Consider the following 21,033-nt stretch of genomic DNA (forward strand, 5'->3'; position numbering starts at 1 on the left):
CGGCCTCTTATTGAGGCCGTTATTTGTTGTTGTACGCTAAATTGAGATTATTGCGTTGTTTTAGCAATAAGAGCCTGTTGGTTTTTCCCTATTTTTATCACACCTGTATCAGAAAAAATAATGTCTGCATCTCCGCGCACAGAGAAACTCATCGTGTTTATAACTCCTTGAATATCTATCTTATTCTGTGGGCAAAGGAAATTATCTTTACAGTGATATTGGTGACTCTCAAGTACAATGTTACGACCTGTCAATTTAGTTTGCTCATCCATCTCTAAATGATTTCCTTGAATATAAGGAATGTCAGTTTTGAACTTTGTGCTGTACTTGACAATGCCTTCACTAGGAGAAAGGGTACTATTACCAGATGCGCTGATATAATTTTGTATGGCAGAGTGGATATTAAGTGTATTTTGCAGCTTTATTTGGTCTGCAACGACATTTAATTTTGATAGTTGAATTGGAGTTCCTTGTTGCTGACTAATACTGATTTGGCTAGCAGGTTGAGTTGAAAACTTCAGTTGGTTATAGTCCTCCAATTTTTGGAGTTCAAGCTGGTTATCTTTCTCTTTGTTTTTAATATATTTTTTTTCAAATTTACCGGCAATTAAGGAGAGGCTATTAATATTATCAACGGCGCCGTCTTTCCATGAAATACCATTAGGATTTGCGATAACAAGGTTAGCGCGTTGCCCTTTTATTCCTAATATCCCTTGTAAGTTGCTTGTTTCAGTCCCTGTTACTTCTGCAAAAATAAGCTTTGCTGCCTTATTATTAAGCTTAGTATTACTGTTAATATCATTATTAAAAATTAAACCATCGTCATTAGATGAGAGACTTTCGAAGGTATTAAACGAGATGTTATTTTTGAGAGGGGCTTCTATATTAATGACTTTTGCTTTTGTGATATCAGGGGCCTCGGCTAATGATGTGGTATGAAATAAAGTACAACTTAGTAGAGTGAATGATATGGTTTTCTTCATTGGTATTAGCTCCTTGCTGTAAAAATCCTTTAATGATTAAAAGCATAATGTATTTAGTTGTTTTTTATAATAATCAAAAATTAGTTTGGCTTAATAAAATATGATACGTTAGCACTCAGGGAAAATCGGAAAATCGGAAAATCGGAAAATCGGAAAATCGGAAAAATATGATGTAAATAATTGTTACACTATGTTTTTGGCCGCTTATAAGTTCCATTTTCCTTGCTAATAAATTACTACTTGTTATGTTTTTAAATTAAAGATAAAGGGATTTAATAATATGTCTGGTGATAGCTATAGCTCTCTATTGAATCATGCCATTTATGTAATGGATAAAATAAAGCTTGATAAAAATATTATGATGCTAGTTGAGGCGATTAAATATGAATATCGCCATAAAGGAAAATGGTCTCCAGATTTATTGAAAAAACATGATAAATTAAAGAAAGAAATAGAAAGAAAATCTTATTTTTTATATAACAATGATGTTCCTATTGGTATTGAAAAACTCAGTAATCAAGAAGAGCTGGAGTTTATTGGTTATATAAGAGATTTATCAACAGGAAATAATGATGTCGATATAAGAGTTCAAGGTAAAGAGGATATTGAATTATCTAACCTTGTTGATTCCGATTTATTAAGTTCACAAGCACTGCGTATTCTCCCTAAAAATTTAAAACAAAGGATAAAACTTCGCTCTAGTATAAATGCTAGGTTAACTATAAATATACATAAAAAATATATTAATCGGCTGGCAAAATCTTTGGTGAAGTTATTTCATGAGTCGTCACTTCAGTGTATAGAACAAGCCAAAATTATGGGGCCTAGAAAATTTGGTATACAAACGGATCAAGCTGTTATTTACTTATCTGAATCGGGGCTTGAGCATGCAAAGGAAATTACCCAGCGACTTAATACATTGATTCCTTCGGATGCATTTATTGAACATACACCAGTTGGTATGCAAAAAATGGATACTGGCATTTCTTATTCGGAAACACCAAAAGGTCAGTCAACAAGCCATGGGCAAGCCAGGTCACAGGTCATTGCAGACGCTATTACAGAAGCTTTATTAACAGATCGCCCAGTAAAACAAATCTTACCGAAAGTATTAAAAAAAGTAGGCTACGATACGAATAATCCTAGTTTAGTTGCGCAAGTTCAGCGTGATGGTCATTTAAAAAATAGTCTTTTTGACTGTATGATGCTTAAAAAGCATAGAATAAGCCAAGATATTCAGCGATTTGTTACGGATCCACTGTTATTCCCATGTATGTATGTTATTGATAAATTTAATAATGATATATTATCAGTAAAAGCGGAAATATTTAACTTTGAGAATGATTTTACTGCCATTGAGTGCGGAGTATTAGCTCAGTATATAACCTCGAGAGAAAATTCAGGTTTTATTTATGATGTTTTAGATTTTACTTATAAATTTAATTCAATCTTTAGAGATAGCGGTTATATTGAGAAACGTCTCGCACCACAAGATTTTTATTTATATTTAATGGGTGATAATTCAGGGGGACGTTGTTACTCTTTAGTTAGGGCAATGGCTGTTGCATTAGCCTTAGAGGGCAGTGATGGTGCAAATAAATTGCTTAATAAGATGTTTTTAGCTGGGGCATCACCAACGGAGCCGAATTCAACTTTGTTACAAGCTGCGTTAAAAGAACTTCATGTAAATATAGAGGCGGCACACGCATCAACTATAATTGGCCAATTTGAGTTAAATGAAATAAAAGAAATTCTGATTAATGCTGAACAAGGAAATATTTATGCGCTAAATAGCAAAACACACTCGATGTTGTTAGGTAAAGTCAAAAATGGTAATGAAATTAATTATTATTTTTATGAACCAAACTTTGGTATTTGTGTTTTTAATGATTCTGATAAGTTATTTTCAACTTTAAATAAGTTTTTATTTAAAAACAAGATGGCAGAGCAGTATGCGGTTTTAAATAGTAGTTTTGAATTGGTCTCTATTAATACGGGAAAAATGTCTGAAGTACAAATTGGTAGTGGTTTAACTGTTTCCGATTTGGTTTATTCAGATAATTTAATGGAATCTATTTCTCTACATAAGAAAATGGAGAGTATTCTAGAACATCAGTCTTTAATAGCAAAAGATAAGAAAATACAGACATCCTTAATTATTTTGGAGTCAGAGAAATGGGGGGAACGTCTTGAATACTCAATTAATGAAGTGTGCAAAAGTCATCAACTAGATGAAAAATGGTTACCTGTTTTTGAAAATGTTGAGAATTTGGAAGATGGCCGATATCGTATTCAATTTATACATCAAGGGATAGAGGAAAAGACATATTGGGCTGAAACGAAAGACACAACATTTATTGAGTTTAAAGAATATTTTCACAAGCAAATGGCTATGTTAAAGAGTCATTATTCTTTTAGTGATGGGGAGTTGCAATGTGAAAGAGATATTGAGGGTACAGAACATGTGGATGGCCTCAATATAGCGATGGGAATACAATCAATCATTCAATGGTCGGAGAATAGAAAAGTGGTTTCTTCTAGGCCAACATCTAATTTAGCAACAGCACTGCGTATTCATAGTTATATTAGCTATTCTATGATGGCCCATGGTGCTATCAATGATGCCATGAAAACTGGAAAAATTGCATATTCATTATGGTGTGAAGGGAATGGAGTGGCGAAATCAGTAATGAATCGCTTTTCTTCGTCTCTAGTACGTACAGCGAATGAAGGGTTAGGGGTTATTTTCCAAGGAGCTATGGTTGGTTTCGATATTTATGAGTTAGCGAATGCACAAAATGAAATTCAGCGAGCTGTATTTGGTACTCAACTAGCTTTTGATTCATCATCATTAGGGTTAGGTATTGTAAGTACGGGAGCATCTCTACTTGGTGCGGAAACGGTGGCAGGTGTTGCAGGGCCATTAGCTGTACCACTTATGGGAATAGGTATTGGTATCACCGAACTGGTTAATATTAATGAAAGACACGCACAAAAAGCTGTTGCTGTAGGGGAAGAATTCGCGATTTATCAACGAGACTATCAAAATGCAGCGATAAGTTATGATGCAAAAAAAGGCTTTTTGATACCAACACCTAATATTGTCATCGAGAAATTAGATTTTAAAAATGGCTATTTTGACCTTGGTAGCCAATATATATATCGAGGTGTGAAAAAAAAGTGGTATATAGAGCATTGCTGGTTGAATGATTTTCAATCAGGGCCAAGTGCTGAGATCGATAAATCATATGCAATTAATATTAGAGAAGCTGTTGGTGTTACTGAGTCAAGAGTATTCTTTAATGGAAATCAAACTGGGGTAGTTATATTACCAGTTGTACCTAGATCGTTCATTCGTTACAGATATAGCTCTCTTTTTGGTGGAACTTCTCGAGGGGATAATGGTTTTTCTATTTTGAGAGGAATGGAAGAACGCTATCAATTCTATTTTGATTTTTTTTATTGTGGCCTAGAGTATGTTATCACCACTTTAGAGCATGAATATGAAAATACTACCATTCATGTCAATCTAGATAGCCAAAATAGACAATTAGCCATTCCTAAAATGCCTATTCCATGGCAAGGGCATATTACGCACGCAGTCACTGGTAATGGCGGGGAATATCAAATTACAGTTAATTATGGTGCATCTCTTACGTTAATTGAGGGAGCTATGTATGGAAAACAATCTAGCTGGATAATTGATACGAGTTTAATAGAAAGTGATGGAAAAGAGCATGTTATTCAAATCATGGATGATCACATTAAAATTAGCGGCATTACTATCCATGTTGATACATCGGTGGCGGATAATTCGATTTTGCTGGTCAATACTCAACATGAAGTATGTGAAATAGATTTTATTAATAAGACTGCAAAGATTATTAATGTAGATGGTAGTCAATGGATAAACAAAAGCCAGACAATTAAACAGCATCTTCATGATTTATCAATTAAAAACAAGCTTAACGGCCAGTATGTTGCCATCGATAATTATCAATATAACGGTTTAAACGTGGGACGTGCATTTTATGATGTTCAATATGACCGGGTCATTTTTACTCACTCAAAAAATAAAGAAAATCATTCGGCACAACTAATAAAAATTAATGGAGATACAGCCTATTTTTATTCATCAGTGGAATCAGTAATTTGGCAGGTTGATATCAATACAGGTTCTTTACTGACTCAACTTAAAGCGAATATGGTTTTAGGTTTAGATGCAGAAATTATTAAAGTCACATTGGTTGATGACCAACTGTATATAACATTAACAGAAAGAAGTACTGGCAGTACGGTTGAAAATACCTATAGGCTAATACAGAATGATAAATTAGAGCTCGTGAGCGTTGTGAATAACAGGTTATTACTCGATAACTTACATGACACACGAACATTATTATCATTTGAACAACGTAAGCAATTTAGTAGCCATGACTACTTAGCCTGTCGAGATATGAGTCCTGAATATCAACAGACAATTACAATCAAACCCAGCATAGCGAACACGGTGATGATATCGGGCACTGATGAAAATGGTTTTTGGCATCATTACTGGCTACGCAATGAGAGTGGAACATTGGTTAAAGCCAATTTAGAAAGAAAAAATGTGAATGAACAGCTATTCTTGAATGAGTTTATTTCGATAAGTGAAGAAGATTTAAAATATATTGATTGTGAGCTCGCAAAAAATACTCCATTAGAAAAAGTTTGGCGAGAGAGATTTGCTCTGTCTATTAGCGATGGTAAAGAGGCGATATCTCAATTAAAGCGTTATGGCATTAAACCTACACTAGCAAAAATATTTGCAACAAACTTGGGACGTTATAATCCGAGGTATGATTTATGGTATTGGTTTCCTCCTAAGGACTTGGAATTAATAGGAAGTTTATTAAAGGAAAATGGAAAGGAAGCCTTTTTCTTTTATAGCCGAAAAGAAGACACCATTTTTTATCAAAAAGGGTTAGGGCAAGATATTATTAAGCCAAATAAGCCTAGTGCCTTTCGTTTAAATTTGAGTGGAATAGAAAATGCCACGCACTGGCAAGGGGAGCTCCTTGTTATCCAAAAAGAAGGCTTTGTTAGGCAACTGGATGCGAATGGCAGTGTACAATTAGTTGCACTCAATAAAGACTGGTTTGCGAGAGAGCCTTTGAAATGGGAGCGTTTTGCCCAATTTTCCAATGAAAAGGACCCCATTGCATTGTTTGGATTAAAAGATACTAATGGGGAACGCATATTACCAGCATGGTATTTTAACGAAATGGTTGTTGTTGCACCTTCATTTTCGTTGGAAAGTGAGTTACAAATTATCGATTTTGATCACGATAAACAATATGGTATTATTTTTGATTCAAAATCAAAGAAGCTATATCGAATAAACGCGATTGGAGAGATGAAGTTTAACAATATTTTCGATAGTAAGGGTGTTCTTCGATTTCCCAATAAATTACCTAAGCATGTTGATTTATACCCTGAGCTTACTTTTAAGTCAGTGCAAAAAATAGCAGGTGGCTTAATGCTGTTAACAGAAGAAAATGCAATTATTTATCATCCAACATCATCTCATGAACAATTAGGCTTATCATTAATTATTAAAGGAACACCGGAGGATGATGTCGTTATTCCTGCAGCATTAGGCGATGTTTCTGTTTTAATTCTTAATGGTGGTGAGGGCTCCGATACTTATCAGTTTAAAAAAGTAGATTGGCAGCGTTATCAAACGATTATTATTGATAATTATTCGGTAGACCGAATTGTTGATTTGCTTATCCTACCCATAAAAAACCAATTGAAGGAGATTTTTATTAATCGCCAAGGAGATGACTTGGTTATTACAGATTCAATAAATAATACATCTCTTTATATCCGTGGAATTTATGGTTTACAGGCTCACTCTTATCGTCATCTACAACTTAGAATTGATGGAACAGATCAACACATTGATGTGAGTTTATTAGCTGAACAAGCTTTGGCGAGTCACGGTTTAATGTCTTTATCAATGCATTTCAGAAGCTATTTTAATATCAATGATAAGATAGCTTTATTAGGGGAGTTGTTGAATCGAATAGATTTTACTCAGGAAGACTTTGAAATTCAAACTGCACCCAAAGAGCAGGATAAACCTCATTTCGCCATGTTATCTACAACAAGTCAGTATTAAATTAATATATAAAAAAAGAGCCACAACATAAGTGGCTCTTTTGGATTTATCGATCAGCAATTATTGTGCTGTTGGTGGATGGCTGTGTTCAACATCTTCTGATTTCTTCGAGAAACGGCGACGGATCACCACGAAGAATACAGGAACGAAGAAGATAGCCAATGAGGTTGCGGCAAACATTCCCCCAAGAACACCAGTACCTACTGAGTTCTGGGATGCAGAACCTGCACCGTTACTAAACACCAGTGGGATAACACCTAACATAAATGCTAAAGATGTCATCAGAATTGGTCGTAAACGCATTTTAACTGCATTCAGTGTTGCTTCGACTAACCCTTTACCTTCTTTTTCCATCAAGTCTTTGGCGAATTCAACAATCAAGATTGCGTTTTTCGCCGATAGCCCAATGGTTGTTAAGAGGCCCACTTTAAAGTAAACGTCGTTGTCTAGACCACGAACACTGGTAAACAGTAACGCACCAATAATACCTAATGGAACAACTAACATAACTGAGAATGGAACTGACCAGCTTTCATAGAGAGCCGCCAAACACAGGAAGACCACTATCAAGGAGATTGCGTACAGAGCAGGGGCTTGGTTACCTGCTAAGCGTTCTTGATATGACATACCTGTCCACTCGTAACCAATTCCTTCAGGCAGGTTTTCAGTGGTGAGTTTTTCCATTAACAGCATCGCATCACCAGTACTTTTCCCTGGAGCTGCCTGACCTTGAATGTTCATCGCAGGGACACCGTTATAACGCTCTAAACGCGGTGAACCATACTTCCAAGGATCTTTGGATTCGTCCATAAAGGCAGAGAACGGAACCATTTTACCTTGGTTATTACGAACATACAGGTTACTGATGTCAGAAGGTAACATACGGCTTTCTGCGTCACCTTGTACGTAAACTTTCTTCACACGACCACGGTCGATAAAGTCATTCACGTAGCTTCCACCAAACATAGAACTCAATGTTGCGTTGATATCACTGATAGCGACACCTTGAGCCTGTGCTTTTTGTTGGTCAATATAAATACGGTATTGCGAGGTATCATCCTGACCATTTGGACGAACACCTTGAAGCATTTCTGGGTGCTGAGCAGCTAATCCAAGTAACTGGTTACGGGCTTGCATCAGTTTATCATGCCCCAAGTTACCTTTATCGACTAACTCAAAGTCAAACCCGTCTGCGGTACCTAACTCAACAATCGCTGGTAGGTTAAAGGCGTAAATCAGTGCCTCTTGTTTTTGTGACAGTGCGATATTTGCACGTTGTACAATCGCATCAACGTGGTTTTCATCGCCTTTACGTTCGCTCCAATTTTTCAGAACGACGAAAGCGAGACCCATGTTTTGACCTTGACCTGCGAAGCTAAAGCCCCCAACGGTAAAGACCGACTCAACGTTTTTGGCTTCTTCGGTATGGTAGTAGTTATTCACTTCATCCAATACCGCTTGGGTTTGTTCTTGCGTTGATCCTGGTGGTAATTGGATCATTGACAAGAATACCCCTTGGTCTTCCGCTGGTAAGAAAGAAGACGGTAAGCGGACGAACATGAACGCCATACCAACCACTAACAGCAGGTAAATCACTAAATAACGGCCCGTGCCGTTAAGCATACGGCTTACACTGTCGGTGTAGTGGTGTGCTTGTTTTTCAAATGTGCGGTTAAACCACCCAAAGAATCCTTTTTGGCTACCATGGCTGCCTTTTTCAATTGGCTTCAACATGGTGGCACACAGTGCTGGTGTTAAGATCATCGCAACCAGTACTGATAAGATCATGGAGGATACAATGGTAATTGAGAACTGACGGTAAATTGCCCCTGTAGAACCTCCAAAGAAGGCCATAGGAATAAATACCGCAGACAGCACCATTGCAATACCGACTAACGCACCTTGGATTTGACCCATTGATTTTTTGGTCGCTTCTTTTGGTGACAAGCCTTCTTCTTGCATAACACGCTCAACGTTCTCAACAACGACGATGGCGTCATCGACGAGAAGCCCGATGGCGAGTACCATCGCGAACATGGTCAAGGTGTTTATGGAATAACCAAATGCCGACAAGATAGCAAAGGTACCTAACAATACGACAGGTACTGCAATCGTTGGTATCAGTGTTGCACGGATGTTTTGTAGGAACAAATACATAACGACAACAACCAGCATGATTGCTTCTACTAACGTTTTAACCACTTCGTTAATTGAAATTTTAACGAATGGGGTCGTATCGTATGGATAAACAATCTCTAATCCTTGAGGGAAGAAAGGCTTCATTTCCTCAAGCGCAGCGCGGACGTTATTAGACGTATCTAAAGCGTTAGCTCCGGTTGCCAGTTTAATACCGATACCTGCTGCTGGCTTACCATTAAAGCGGGCAATAGTACTATAGTTTTCAGCACCTAATTGGACATCAGCAACATCTTTAATACGCACTTGTGAACCATCCTGGTTTACACGTAATAGAATATTGCTAAATTCTTCAGGGCTATTTAAACGTGTCTGCGCAATGATAGAAACGTTTAAACGCTGGTTTGCTACAGACGGTGAACCACCGAGTTGCCCTGCTGCGACTTGGTTATTTTGTACCTTGATCGCATTAATGACATCTGTTGTGGTCATGTTGTACTTAACGAGTTGCTCTGGTTTTAACCAAATACGCATTGCATATTGGGTACCGAACAGTTGAGTTTCACCTACACCGTTAACTCGGCTAAGTGGGTCTTTAATATTTGACCCTACGTAGTCGGCAATATCGTATTGCCCCATTGAGCCATCGCTAGAAACGAAACCCGCAACCATTAAGAATGAACTAGTTGATTTATCGACACTAATACCTTGCTGCTGAACTTCTTGTGGCAACAATGGCATCGCCAGTTGCAATTTGTTTTGCACCTGTACTTGCGCGATATCACCATCAGTTCCTGCTTCAAATGTCAGCGTAATGCTAGCAGAACCTGATGAATCACTGCTCGATGACATATATACCAAGTTATCGATACCGTTCATGTTCTGTTCGATAACCTGCGTTACTGTATTTTGTACCGTCTCAGCATCCGCTCCCGGATAGTTAGCTGAAATAGAAACAGCCGGTGGCGCGATGGTCGGGTACTGCGAAACAGGTAACTGGATAATTGCCAACAGACCAGCAAGCATGGTGATAATTGCAATTACCCACGCAAAAATTGGTCTTTCTATAAAAAACTTAGGCATTAATCAGCCGCTCCCTTATTTAGACTTTTCTTCAGGTTTTGCCTGATTGTCTATGGATTGCGTTTCTAAGTTTGCTTCCTTAGGATTCACAACAATTCCTGGTTTGATTTTTTGTAAGCCGATGACAATGACACGATCACCTGCTTGTAGACCTTCAGTTACCAGCCATTTGTTGCCAACTGCTTGTCCTGCTTTAACTTTTCTGACTTCAACTTTATTCTCTGCGCCAACAACCATGACTTGAGAAGTTCCTTGAGCCGTACGAGTCAAGCCTTGTTGTGGAACTAGAATCGCCTTTTCAATAACACCGTCTTCTAATACAGCACGAACAAACATACCTGGAAGTAACTCTTTGTTCGGGTTAGGGAACATGGCTCTCATGGTGATAGACCCTGTTGTTTCATCAACAGTGACATCAGAGAATTCCAGAACACCCTTTTGTGCGTATTCTTGACCGTTGTTGTTGATCAAACTGACAGGTGCTTTCCCTGATTCTCGCTGTATAGCGCCTTTCGCTATCTCATTTTTGAGACGTAAAAAATCGTCACTCGATTGTGTTACGTCAACATAGATAGGATCAAGTTGCTGAACACGCATTAATTCAGTGGCTTGTCCTGTAGATACTAAAGCCCCTTCAGTCACATTCGATTTACCGGTACGGCCGCTGATCGGTGCAGTTACTTTGGTATAATTCAGGTTGATACGTGCCGTTTCAACCGCAGCTTCAGCCGCTTTGACGGCAGCAAGTGCTTGTGCATAGGTTGAGGTTGCTTCGTCGTATTCCTGACGACTAATGTAATTAGTACCTAACAATGGTTTATAACGCTTCACCGTTAATGCAGCCAGATTCGCATTGGCTTGTGCTTTTGCAAGTTCCGCTTTTGCGCTGTCATAGGTTGCTTGGAATGGTGCTGGGTCAATTTGGTATAAAGATGTCCCTGCTTCTACGTCGCTACCTTCTTTATAGTTGCGTTTCAATATGATGCCACTAACCTGAGGGCGAACCTCGGCAACACGAAATGCGGATGTACGGCCTGGTAACTCGGTTTTGAGAGTCAGAGGTTCGGCTTTAAGCGTAACAATTCCTACTTCAGGCGCCGGGCGTTCTCCGCCACCTTGTTGTTCATCGTTACAACCAGATAAAGCCAAGCCACCTGAAAGAACTAACAGAGCCAGAGGTAACACCCCTCTGTTTTTTCGCATAAGTTAACCTCAATTAATCAATATGAGTTCAAAACAAAAATAAGAAAAATGGTAAACAATATGATTTATCACTATGCTATAGTACAAACATACACGAATGTATGTAAATCAGCTTTCGATAGAAACGGGTCACAATGGCACGAAAAACTAAACAACAGGCTGAAGAAACCCGTCAGGAAATATTAGATGCTGCCATCAAAACATTCTCTGAACGAGGAGTTTCTGCCACATCATTAGCCGATATTGCAAAAGCAGCGGGGGTTACCCGAGGTGCAATATATTGGCATTTCAAAAACAAAGTTGATCTTTTTTATCAAGCTTGTGAATTTGGTGATAACCAAATAGTACAAGCTGAAGAATATTATCGTTCTAAATATACCAATGATCCACTTTCAATACTAAGAGAATTATTAGTTTATATTTTGACTGATTTTATTGAAAGCCCTAAAAACCGCGCTTTGATGGAAATTTTCTTTTTGAAGTGTGAATTAGTTGGCGAAATGGCAGAGTTAGTTGATTTTAAACGCGCTAATTATGTCGCAAGTCAATGTCGAATAGTTGATAACTTGACTGCCTGTATTGATGCAGGTCAACTTCCTGCTGATCTTGATGTGGAATGTGCTGCGATTATGATCCGTTCATTAATGTCTGGTTTGTTAGAAAACTGGCTACTCCAATCAGAAAATTTTAATACTAATCAACATACAATTACATTGGTTGATACACTATTAGAAACACTAAAATGTAATACCGCAATCCGGTTAAAACCCATTCAAACTGAATAAGTGGAGTACAATATGACCTCTATTTTGATTATTGCTAATGGCGCACCTTACGGCAGTGAAATATTGTTCAACTCATTGCGATTAGCGATAACGTTAAAAGAGCAAGAGCCGCAGTTAGATTTAAAAATATTTCTGATGTCAGATGCTGTGACCGCAGGTTTGGCAGCTCAAAAGCCGAAAGAAGGCTATAATCTTCAACAAATGTTAGAGATTTTAACGGCACAAAATGTCCCCGTTAAATTATGTAAAACTTGTACAGATGCCCGAGGTGTAAGTGAGTTAACCCTTGCTGATGGTGTTGAGGTAGGCACGTTAGTCGAGCTTGCAAGCTGGACATTAACGGCAGATAAAGTATTAACTTTCTAACATTTTACGTAAAATGTGTTTAATTAGGTGAAAGTAAGTGTTGATAGGTGACTATCGGCACTTTGGTTTAATTAAACAATATTATTATTTGTATAAAGGAATGCCATTATGATGAAACAACAATGGAAGTGGCGGCAGTTAGTATCAATAACACTGTTTTTTTTCATCATATCTTTTTCTAGTTCAATTACGGCATTAACATCAAATAACTTACCTGATAAGAATGAAATAAAAAGTGCGCTCAACGCATTGAATAAAAAAAGTTCACTCAATGAGGAAGATAAACTTACTCTCGCTGATCTGGAAAAAACCTCAGATTTTTATAACGAGCTGGATAAACTCGAACAGCGAACGGCTGAACTGCAAAAAAAACTGAATAGCGCGAGTGAAGAATCGAAACAAGCAGCACAAGGTTTGTTGCAAATAAAAAATGAAAATGAGCAACGCACTGAAAATTTTCTACGAAAAATACAAGATAGTTCTCTTTCACAATTAGAAGCATTACAAGCCTCTTATTTAGAAAATCTGCAAACAGAACAAAATGACCTTGCAACCTATAGTAGCCAATTAATTGGCTTACAGACACAGCCTGAAAGGGCACAAGCGATGATGTTGGAAAATGCGAGGCGCTTACAAGAAATTCGCAATGAGCTAAATAGTTCATTGAATGAATCTGTGAATTTAAGACCTACTCAAATTACCATGCTGCAAGTTGAACAGTATTTATTGCAGCAACAAAATGAATATCAAAAACGTATTCTACAGGCTAACACTCAATTACAAGATGTGCTGCAAAAACAACGTGATTATACCGCAGCATATATTGAGCAATTGGAACACCATATTCAGCAAGTACAAAATGCGATTAGCCATCGCCGACTAAATGACTCCCAATCAACGGTACGCGAGGCGCTGAGTACTTCTGAAACCGATATTGAAGCGCAACAGAATCCCATTATTCAAAAAGAAATTGCGATTAATAATGCGCTCAGTGACCGTTTAATCGCAGTGACCGAAAATAGCAATAAACTGGTGCAAAATGGTATTCGAGTTAAAACATGGCTTGAAAGAGCGACGCAGTCCGAACGAAATTTAAAAGAGCAAATTAATGTATTACGCGGTAGTTTATTGCTCTCACGAATTTTATTTCAACAACAAATTGACTTGCCGCCAGACATTTTAACTAAAAATTTACCCACAACGATTGCTGATTTGCGGCTTGAGCAATTTGATATTAACCAACAGCGTGATGAGCTTTATCAACCTAATGATTATATTACTAAGTTGGAACAGCAATTTGAGGTAAAAACAGGGGATGAGCTGGCAAATAGCGCATTATTATCCGCTGAGGATAAATCTACGTTATTGAAACTATTGGAAGTACGTCGTGGGTTATTAGATGAACTCAACCAGCAGCTTGGCGGGCAAATTTCCCAAGCAATCAACTTGCAACTTGATCAAAACCAATTATTGAGTGTAGTGGGGTCTCTTGAAAATACCTTGGCGCAGCAAATATTTTGGGTGAATAGTAATAAACCGATGGATTTGGAATGGGTTAAAGGTTTTCCAGAAGCTGCGGCAGCACAGATTCATAATTTTGATTTTAGTTTATCGAATCGTAGTATTAAGCGTGGAGTGACGGCTTCATTATTGGTCGTTGTTCCACTGGTTTTAGTTGCATTGTTGTTTATTTGGTTTAATCGCAAAATTAGTAACCGACTGCAGGATATTGACCAACGGCTTTCCAGCTTACGTAATGACAGTGTATTAAGTACCCCGTTGGCACTGTTGTTAACATTAATGCAAACATTACCTATTTCACTGTTTTTACTGGCATTTGGCTATTGGTTTTTGAAAACAGGGAATGTGCAAGGGCCATTCTTTTGGCAATTTTGCCAACAATTGGCGATATTTTGGGCATTATTTGAGCTGACTTTCCGAGTATTAAAACCACAAGGTATTGCACAAAAACACTTTGGTATCGAAAAAGAAAAAATATCCCAGACTCGACGCAGGATGATCAGGCTATCTATTCCTCTATTGCCACTCATTTTCTTTTCTACTTATGGTGTTAGCAACCCACTGAAAGTGTCTGAGGACGTGATTGGCCAGTTGATCGTGCTGGTTTCTCTTATTCTACTGTGCATCTTTACTATCCCATTTTGCAAACAAGTTTGGCAAGAGAAAGGGAGTCACTTAACGCGTAGTATCGTTGTGACATTGTTGACATTTTCGCCATTAATTTTAGTGGGCTTAATGATGGCGGGGTATTATTACACCACATTGCGCTTGGCAAACCGTTGGATAGACAGTTTATACCTATTACTCCTATGGTATATCACTTATAGCGCGTGTTTGAGAGGTTTAACACTGGTTGCTCGTAAATTAGCATATCAACGTGCTATAGAACGCCGTGCGATGTCGAAGCAAGAAGATGCAGAAAACGAGCCAATTAAAGAGCCACCAATGACTATTGAGCTGATTAGCCAGCAATCATTACGTCTCACAACAATGGTGTTGTTTATTATTTTCGCTTTGGCGTTTTATACGATTTGGTCTGATTTTATAACCATTTTCTCTTTCTTAGATAGCGTGAACTTATGGAGCTATACTGCCACATCGGCAGAAGGGGGAAATATCTTACAATTCGTGACGTTAGCGAATTTAATTTTAGCTCTTGTGATTATCATTGTGTCTTGGGTAATGACGCGAAACCTCCCTGGACTACTGGAAGTGTTGGTATTATCACGGTTAAAACTCCGTCAGGGCTCTACTTATGCGATCACGACAATATTAACTTATATTATTGTCGGGATTGGGGCGATCGCCTCATTAGGTATGATTGGCGTGACATGGAACAAATTGCAATGGTTGGCAGCAGCTTTAACTGTCGGGTTAGGGTTTGGTTTACAAGAAATTTTTGCTAACTTTGTTTCAGGGATCATTTTACTGTTTGAACGGCCGATCCGTATTGGCGACACCGTCACTATTGGGACCTATTCAGGAACAGTCAGTAAAATTCGCATTCGTGCGACAACCATCGTTGATTTTGATCGCAAAGAAGTGATCATTCCTAATAAGGCTTTTGTGACTGAACGGTTGATCAACTGGTCGCTATCGGACACCGTCACACGTATCACCATAGCGATCGGTGTGGCATATGGCTCTGATCTTGATAAAGTGAAACGCGTTTTATTGTCTGCGGCAACCAATAATAGCAAGGTAATGACTGAACCTGCTCCTAATGTCTATTTCACCAGTTTTGGTGCAAGCACGTTAGATCACGAATTACGTTTTTATGTACGGCAGATTGGTGACCGTGGCGTAACCAGCGATGAAGTGAACCGTGCGATAGACAAACTATGTCGAGAAAATGATATTGATATTGCATTCAATCAGTTAGAAGTGCATTTACACAATAGTAAAGGTGATGAAGTGCAAGAAGTGAAGCGAACACCTAAAGATAGTGATGATAAAACGCACTAAACTCATTAAGTTTCTTTGGTGCAGGCAGTTTTTGCTGCTTGCACTTGTTTTGCAATATAATCATTTTTCACGATTTCAAGTGCTTTGAGAACCACATCAGCTTCTATCTCAGACGTCTCTAATAAGTAGATTAAATCAACAGCAAGTTGGATTTCTTGTGGAGCATCCTTGAGTGAACTCATACTGATTCCTTCTAAGATTTAATCAAAATATTGATTTTCTTGATGTTCAATGGCTTTTTCAATACGCAAAAGTGCTTGGCGGCAACGGTACAAACGGCCTGCGAGTACAGCGAGTTCTTTTTGGCACTGGTGCTGCAAACGGTGGTCGGTTAGCTCACTTAAATGAAGTTCTTTTTCACTCACCATGGCCTGCAAGCGTCGTTCATAGTCTTGGTGTTGTGATAAACGTTCATATAAATCAACTTGTTCCTTTTTCTTAGTAAAATTTGATTCTTTTTCACGTAAAGCTTGTGTAGAGATCTCTCGCGAAATTGCCTGCATTTGATGGACGATTTTTTCAGTAAGAAAATTAACTTGCTCAGTGTGGTTTAACGTTACGCTATGGCACAATTGCTGGTACAAGGTCTGTAATTCATTTTGGCAATCCCCTAAACGGGTTGATTTGCGGCTAAACAATTGCATATCGAAACGTGAATGTGAAAACTCAAGGTCTTTTATGGGCTCCACTCGTGTTTTCAATTCATCAATTTGCTTTTTTAACGCATCCAAAAGAGCGGGAATTTTCATTTTTTGTTCTCATTAAATGTGAAAAATAGCGGAAAATTGATATTCAGCAACAAAACTGATGCCAAATTGACGGCTTCTTATTGCATTTTTATGGTACTTTACATAGATTCTACACTTTCGTGTTTACTACATGGCTTTTATTATGACCGCTAAAGAGCAACAACTGCAATTGATTAAAGAAAGTATCGCATCTATCCAAGATTATCCAATCGAAGGTGTGATCTTTCGTGACATTACGACTTTATTAAATAACCCTGCTGCATACCAAGCAACGATTGATATGCTAGTGGAACATTATCAAAATAAAGGCGTCACTAAAATTGTAGGAACTGAAGCGCGTGGTTTTCTATTCGGCGCTCCAGTTGCATTACGTTTAGGCGTAGGTTTTGTCCCTGTACGTAAAAAAGGGAAATTACCACGTGAAGTATTGAGTATGACTTACGACCTTGAATATGGCACGGATACACTTGAAATCCATAAAGATAGTATCAGCCCTGAAGATAATGTCTTAGTGGTTGATGACTTACTTGCCACAGGTGGTACAGTGGAAGCGACAGTTAAAATGATCAAACAACTAGGTGCTAATGTTGTTGATGCCGCATTTATCATCTGTTTACCTGACCTTGGCGGCGTTGAGCGCCTGCAAAAAGAAGGTGTTTCTTCTTATAGCCTTGTTGAATTCCCAGGCCACTAATCTTTATTTTCCCTCTATTTTTATCACAGTCTCGCTGTATAGGTTGAGGCTGTGGTAGCATGGTACTATGATTATATATATTCACGTACCATGTTAAATGACAGTGGAATCCATGAGCTATCAGGTACTTGCCCGTAAGTGGCGCCCCCAAAAATTTTCAGACGTTGTTGGCCAACAGCACGTTTTGACTGCACTCGCTAATGGGCTAACGCATCAGCGGCTTCATCACGCCTATCTTTTCTCCGGTACACGTGGTGTAGGAAAAACGACGATTGCTCGCCTATTTGCCAAAGGCCTTAATTGCGAAACAGGGATCACTGCATCACCTTGTGGTAAATGTGCCAACTGCCTTGAAATAGAACAAGGGCGATTTGTTGACTTAATTGAAATTGACGCGGCTTCCCGAACCAAAGTCGAAGATACTCGTGAATTATTAGACAACGTCCAATACGCGCCGGCACGTGGGCGCTTCAAAGTTTATTTAATTGACGAAGTACACATGTTGTCTCGTCATAGTTTCAATGCGTTATTAAAAACCCTTGAAGAACCGCCTGAACATGTGAAGTTTTTGTTGGCGACGACGGACCCGCAAAAACTCCCCGTGACCATTTTGTCTCGCTGTTTGCAATTCCACCTAAAAGCATTAGATGTCACGCAAATCAGTGAACAGCTTGAACTTATTCTGAATGCAGAAAATATTGAACATGACCAACGAGCTCGCCAGCTTATCGCAAGAGCGGCGGATGGCAGTTTACGTGATGCATTAAGCTTAACTGACCAAGCCATTGCGATGGGGCAAGGGAAAGTAACGGCTGATATAGTTAGCCAAATGCTAGGAACCCTTGATGATGAACAGCCATTAGCGATTATTGAAGCGTTAGTACGTGCTGATAGCATGGCGGTGATGGAACAGGTAGAGCAAGCTGCTAGTCGCGGTGCGGATTGGGAAAACTTGCTGGTGGAAGTTTTGTCGCAATTACACCGTATCGCGATGATCCAACTGCTTCCTGCTGAACAAGAAACAGACCCATCATCGACAGAAGGGCGGTTACGGCAGGTCGCAAGGGTAATTTCTCCTGCAGATCTCCAACTGTTTTACCAAACGTTATTAGTTGGAAGAAAAGAACTCCCTTATGCTCCTGAGCGGCGTATGGGGGTTGAAATGGCATTGTTACGTGCATTAGCTTTTCATCCGAAAAATGTGATTGCTGAAATTGAAGCTCCACCAAAAGTTATTACGCAGGCGGCTGTTCAATCGGCATCGCCTGCTGCACCAAATATGGTGCAAAGGGTGCCTCCTGTTCAAGCACGAGCAGAAAATCTGCCAGACAATAGCCCAACGTTACAGTTATTGAAGGCTAGGCAGGCGCTACAATCTCCACAAAGTGAGGATCCTAGCCCAAAAAAGGCTAAACCGGTGATGCCTGAAAGGGCTAAGCCGGCGGCATCAGCACTGGAAAGGCTGGCCGCCGTGACCAGCAAACATCAACAAAATGTGGTAAATAAAGCGGCTCAGGCAGCAAAACCACAAAAACCAAAGCAGTACCAATGGAAGCCTCAAAATGAAGAGGCGATGGCACCAAAAGAGGCAATAACAACGCCAAGTGAAATCAAAGAGGCGTTGGAATATGAAAAAACGCCTGAATTAGCCGCTAAAATTATTGAGGAAGGGCGAATTCGTGATAGCTGGTCTGGGAAAATTGCAAAATTAAATATTCCCAAGCTGGTTGAACAATTAGCTTTGAATTCATATATAGAAGAATTAAGTGAGTCGCAAATTGTTTTACATTTGCGCTCGGCTCAGAAGCACCTCGATAAACCATCGGCACATAAAGCATTGGAAGAAGCTCTGAGCGAACTATATGGTCGTACTGTTGAACTGAAAATCGTTCATGATGATAATAGCGAGGTGAAAACCCCGCTAGAATGGCGACAGGCGATTTATGAAGAAAAACTGGCACAAGCGCGCCAGTCTATTATTGCGGATAAAACGATTCAAAAACTGCGCTCAATGTTTGATGCGCAATTAGATGAAGAGAGTATTCGCCCCGTTTAACGCTACAGTCTCATTGTTAAGCTGTAGCCTCAGTTGTGAGAGATAACTATGTTTGGTAAAGGTGGATTGGGTAACCTGATGAAACAGGCCCAGCAAATGCAAGATAAAATGCAAAAAGTTCAGGAAGAAATCGCTCAACTAGAAGCTACAGGCGAATCTGGTGCTGGCTTAGTTAAAGTGACGATTAACGGCTCACACAACTGCCGCCGTGTTGAAATTGACCCTAGCTTACTCGAAGACGACAAAGAAATGTTAGAAGACTTGATTGCTGCGGCATTTAATGATGCTGCTCGTCGTATCGAAGAAACGCAGAAAGAAAAAATGGCGAGTGTTTCCAGTGGTATGCAATTACCACCAGGCTTTAAGATGCCATTCTAATGCAAACAAGTCCGCTTCTTGAATCTTTGATGGAAGCTCTGCGTTGTCTACCAGGGGTTGGCCCCAAGTCAGCGCAGCGAATGGCTTTTCATCTTTTACAGCGTGACCGCAGTGGGGGAATGCGTTTAGCGCAATCGCTCACTCGTGCCATGTCTGAAATAGGTCACTGCCGTGATTGCAGAACATTTACAGAACAAGAGGTCTGTAATATCTGCGATAACCCTCGCCGCCAACAAAATGGTTTGATTTGTATTGTTGAAAGCCCAGCAGATATCTATGCAATAGAACAAACCGGGCAATTTTCCGGGCGTTATTTTGTGCTGATGGGGCATTTGTCACCACTTGATGGTATTGGCCCAATGGATATCGGTCTTGATAGACTAGAAGAGCGTTTGGCATCAGAGACTATCAATGAAGTGATTTTAGCAACCAACCCAACGGTTGAAGGTGAAGCGACAGCAAACTATATTGGGCAAATGTGCGCGCAATATGGGGTGGCTGCGAGCCGAATTGCACACGGGGTGCCTGTGGGGGGGGAGTTGGAAATGGTTGATGGAACCACACTTTCTCACTCGTTGGCGGGGCGCCAACGGCTCTAAAGTCCTCGTCATTCTTTGCGCCGTAGCGTTGTTGTCTTCATGCATCAACCCTAGTCACATACTTGTGTATGCTCCCAGGGATTAATGCATTCGACGCCTAGCTACGGCACAAATTATTTAGAGGATGATGGTGAGGTGCTGTTTTTAAAATTTAAAGGCAAACCCCTCAAAGCAAAACCCTTAATTCAAAAATATCCTTCAAGCAAAAGCATCGTAGTCTTCGGTCATTTCCTTTCATTCATATTAATTTAGCTTCTAATTTGTGGTTAGTGGTTGAATTCTATTTTTTCGCCCCCAATTAATCTGCATCGATAAGTCAAACCTATCCAATTGAATTGATGAAATAGAGGCG

Annotated in this window: 13 protein-coding genes; 8 read left to right on the forward strand and 5 right to left on the reverse strand. The window is 39.3% G+C overall.

Going from position 1 to position 21,033, the window contains the following annotated elements; translation table 11 throughout:
* Positions 1-47: 47 nt before the first annotated feature.
* On the reverse strand, positions 48-983 hold the full coding sequence (locus FVA72_RS05525) for a filamentous hemagglutinin N-terminal domain-containing protein (protein ID WP_110592253.1): 936 nt from the start codon (positions 981-983) through the stop codon (positions 48-50).
* A 280-nt stretch (positions 984-1,263) separates the two neighbouring features.
* Here FVA72_RS05525 and FVA72_RS05530 point away from each other — a divergent pair, with 280 nt between their 5' ends.
* On the forward strand, positions 1,264-7,146 hold the full coding sequence (locus FVA72_RS05530; RefSeq protein ID WP_110592252.1) for a TcdA/TcdB pore-forming domain-containing protein: 5,883 nt from the start codon (positions 1,264-1,266) through the stop codon (positions 7,144-7,146).
* A 60-nt stretch (positions 7,147-7,206) separates the two neighbouring features.
* On the opposite strand, the gene FVA72_RS05535 is transcribed toward FVA72_RS05530, so the two are convergent.
* Together FVA72_RS05535 and FVA72_RS05540 are read right to left on the reverse strand one after the other, a co-directional pair.
* The gene (locus FVA72_RS05535) at positions 7,207-10,365 is read right to left on the reverse strand and encodes an efflux RND transporter permease subunit (protein ID WP_094960962.1); all 3,159 of its coding nucleotides are present in this window, start codon (positions 10,363-10,365) and stop codon (positions 7,207-7,209) included.
* Positions 10,366-10,380: 15 nt separating this feature from the next.
* A complete protein-coding gene (locus FVA72_RS05540) occupies positions 10,381-11,568 on the reverse strand; it encodes an efflux RND transporter periplasmic adaptor subunit (protein ID WP_110592251.1) in 1,188 nt (395 codons plus the stop codon).
* A 134-nt stretch (positions 11,569-11,702) separates the two neighbouring features.
* Between FVA72_RS05540 and acrR the strand changes: the two genes are divergently transcribed.
* The 3 genes from acrR (at position 11,703) to mscK (ending at position 16,205) form a co-directional block, all read left to right on the forward strand.
* Complete coding sequence (acrR, locus tag FVA72_RS05545; protein WP_094960963.1) at positions 11,703-12,353, forward strand: multidrug efflux transporter transcriptional repressor AcrR; 651 nt, start codon at positions 11,703-11,705, stop codon at positions 12,351-12,353.
* 12 nt (positions 12,354-12,365) lie between these two features.
* The gene (locus tag FVA72_RS05550; protein WP_110592250.1) at positions 12,366-12,719 is read left to right on the forward strand and encodes a DsrE/DsrF/TusD sulfur relay family protein; all 354 of its coding nucleotides are present in this window, start codon (positions 12,366-12,368) and stop codon (positions 12,717-12,719) included.
* Between the two features lie 108 nt (positions 12,720-12,827).
* A complete protein-coding gene (gene mscK / locus FVA72_RS05555; protein ID WP_110592249.1) occupies positions 12,828-16,205 on the forward strand; it encodes a mechanosensitive channel MscK in 3,378 nt (1,125 codons plus the stop codon).
* Between the two features lie 5 nt (positions 16,206-16,210).
* Here mscK and FVA72_RS05560 read toward each other — a convergent pair whose 3' ends face one another.
* Together FVA72_RS05560 and priC are read right to left on the reverse strand one after the other, a co-directional pair.
* Positions 16,211-16,387, reverse strand: a complete 177-nt coding sequence (locus FVA72_RS05560) for a DUF2496 domain-containing protein (RefSeq protein WP_004260415.1) — start codon at positions 16,385-16,387, stop codon at positions 16,211-16,213.
* An 18-nt stretch (positions 16,388-16,405) separates the two neighbouring features.
* Positions 16,406-16,954, reverse strand: coding sequence for a primosomal replication protein PriC (gene priC / locus FVA72_RS05565; protein ID WP_110592248.1), 549 nt, complete (start codon positions 16,952-16,954; stop codon positions 16,406-16,408).
* A gap of 142 nt (positions 16,955-17,096) precedes the next feature.
* Between priC and apt the strand changes: the two genes are divergently transcribed.
* The 4 genes from apt to recR all read left to right on the forward strand — a co-directional run bounded on the left by apt (position 17,097) and on the right by recR (position 20,681).
* Positions 17,097-17,648: an adenine phosphoribosyltransferase gene (apt, locus tag FVA72_RS05570; RefSeq protein ID WP_036958374.1), complete on the forward strand. Its 552-nt coding sequence runs from the start codon at positions 17,097-17,099 to the stop codon at positions 17,646-17,648.
* A 112-nt stretch (positions 17,649-17,760) separates the two neighbouring features.
* Positions 17,761-19,704: a DNA polymerase III subunit gamma/tau gene (dnaX, locus tag FVA72_RS05575; RefSeq protein WP_096863266.1), complete on the forward strand. Its 1,944-nt coding sequence runs from the start codon at positions 17,761-17,763 to the stop codon at positions 19,702-19,704.
* A gap of 48 nt (positions 19,705-19,752) precedes the next feature.
* Complete coding sequence (locus FVA72_RS05580) at positions 19,753-20,082, forward strand: YbaB/EbfC family nucleoid-associated protein (protein WP_004260403.1); 330 nt, start codon at positions 19,753-19,755, stop codon at positions 20,080-20,082.
* The gene (gene recR / locus FVA72_RS05585; RefSeq protein WP_004260396.1) at positions 20,082-20,681 is read left to right on the forward strand and encodes a recombination mediator RecR; all 600 of its coding nucleotides are present in this window, start codon (positions 20,082-20,084) and stop codon (positions 20,679-20,681) included. Before FVA72_RS05580 ends, recR begins: the two co-directional genes overlap by 1 nt.
* Positions 20,682-21,033: the final 352 nt, after the last annotated feature.

The organism is Providencia sp. PROV061 (assembly GCF_011045655.1).
Lineage (GTDB): Bacteria > Pseudomonadota > Gammaproteobacteria > Enterobacterales > Enterobacteriaceae > Providencia > Providencia hangzhouensis.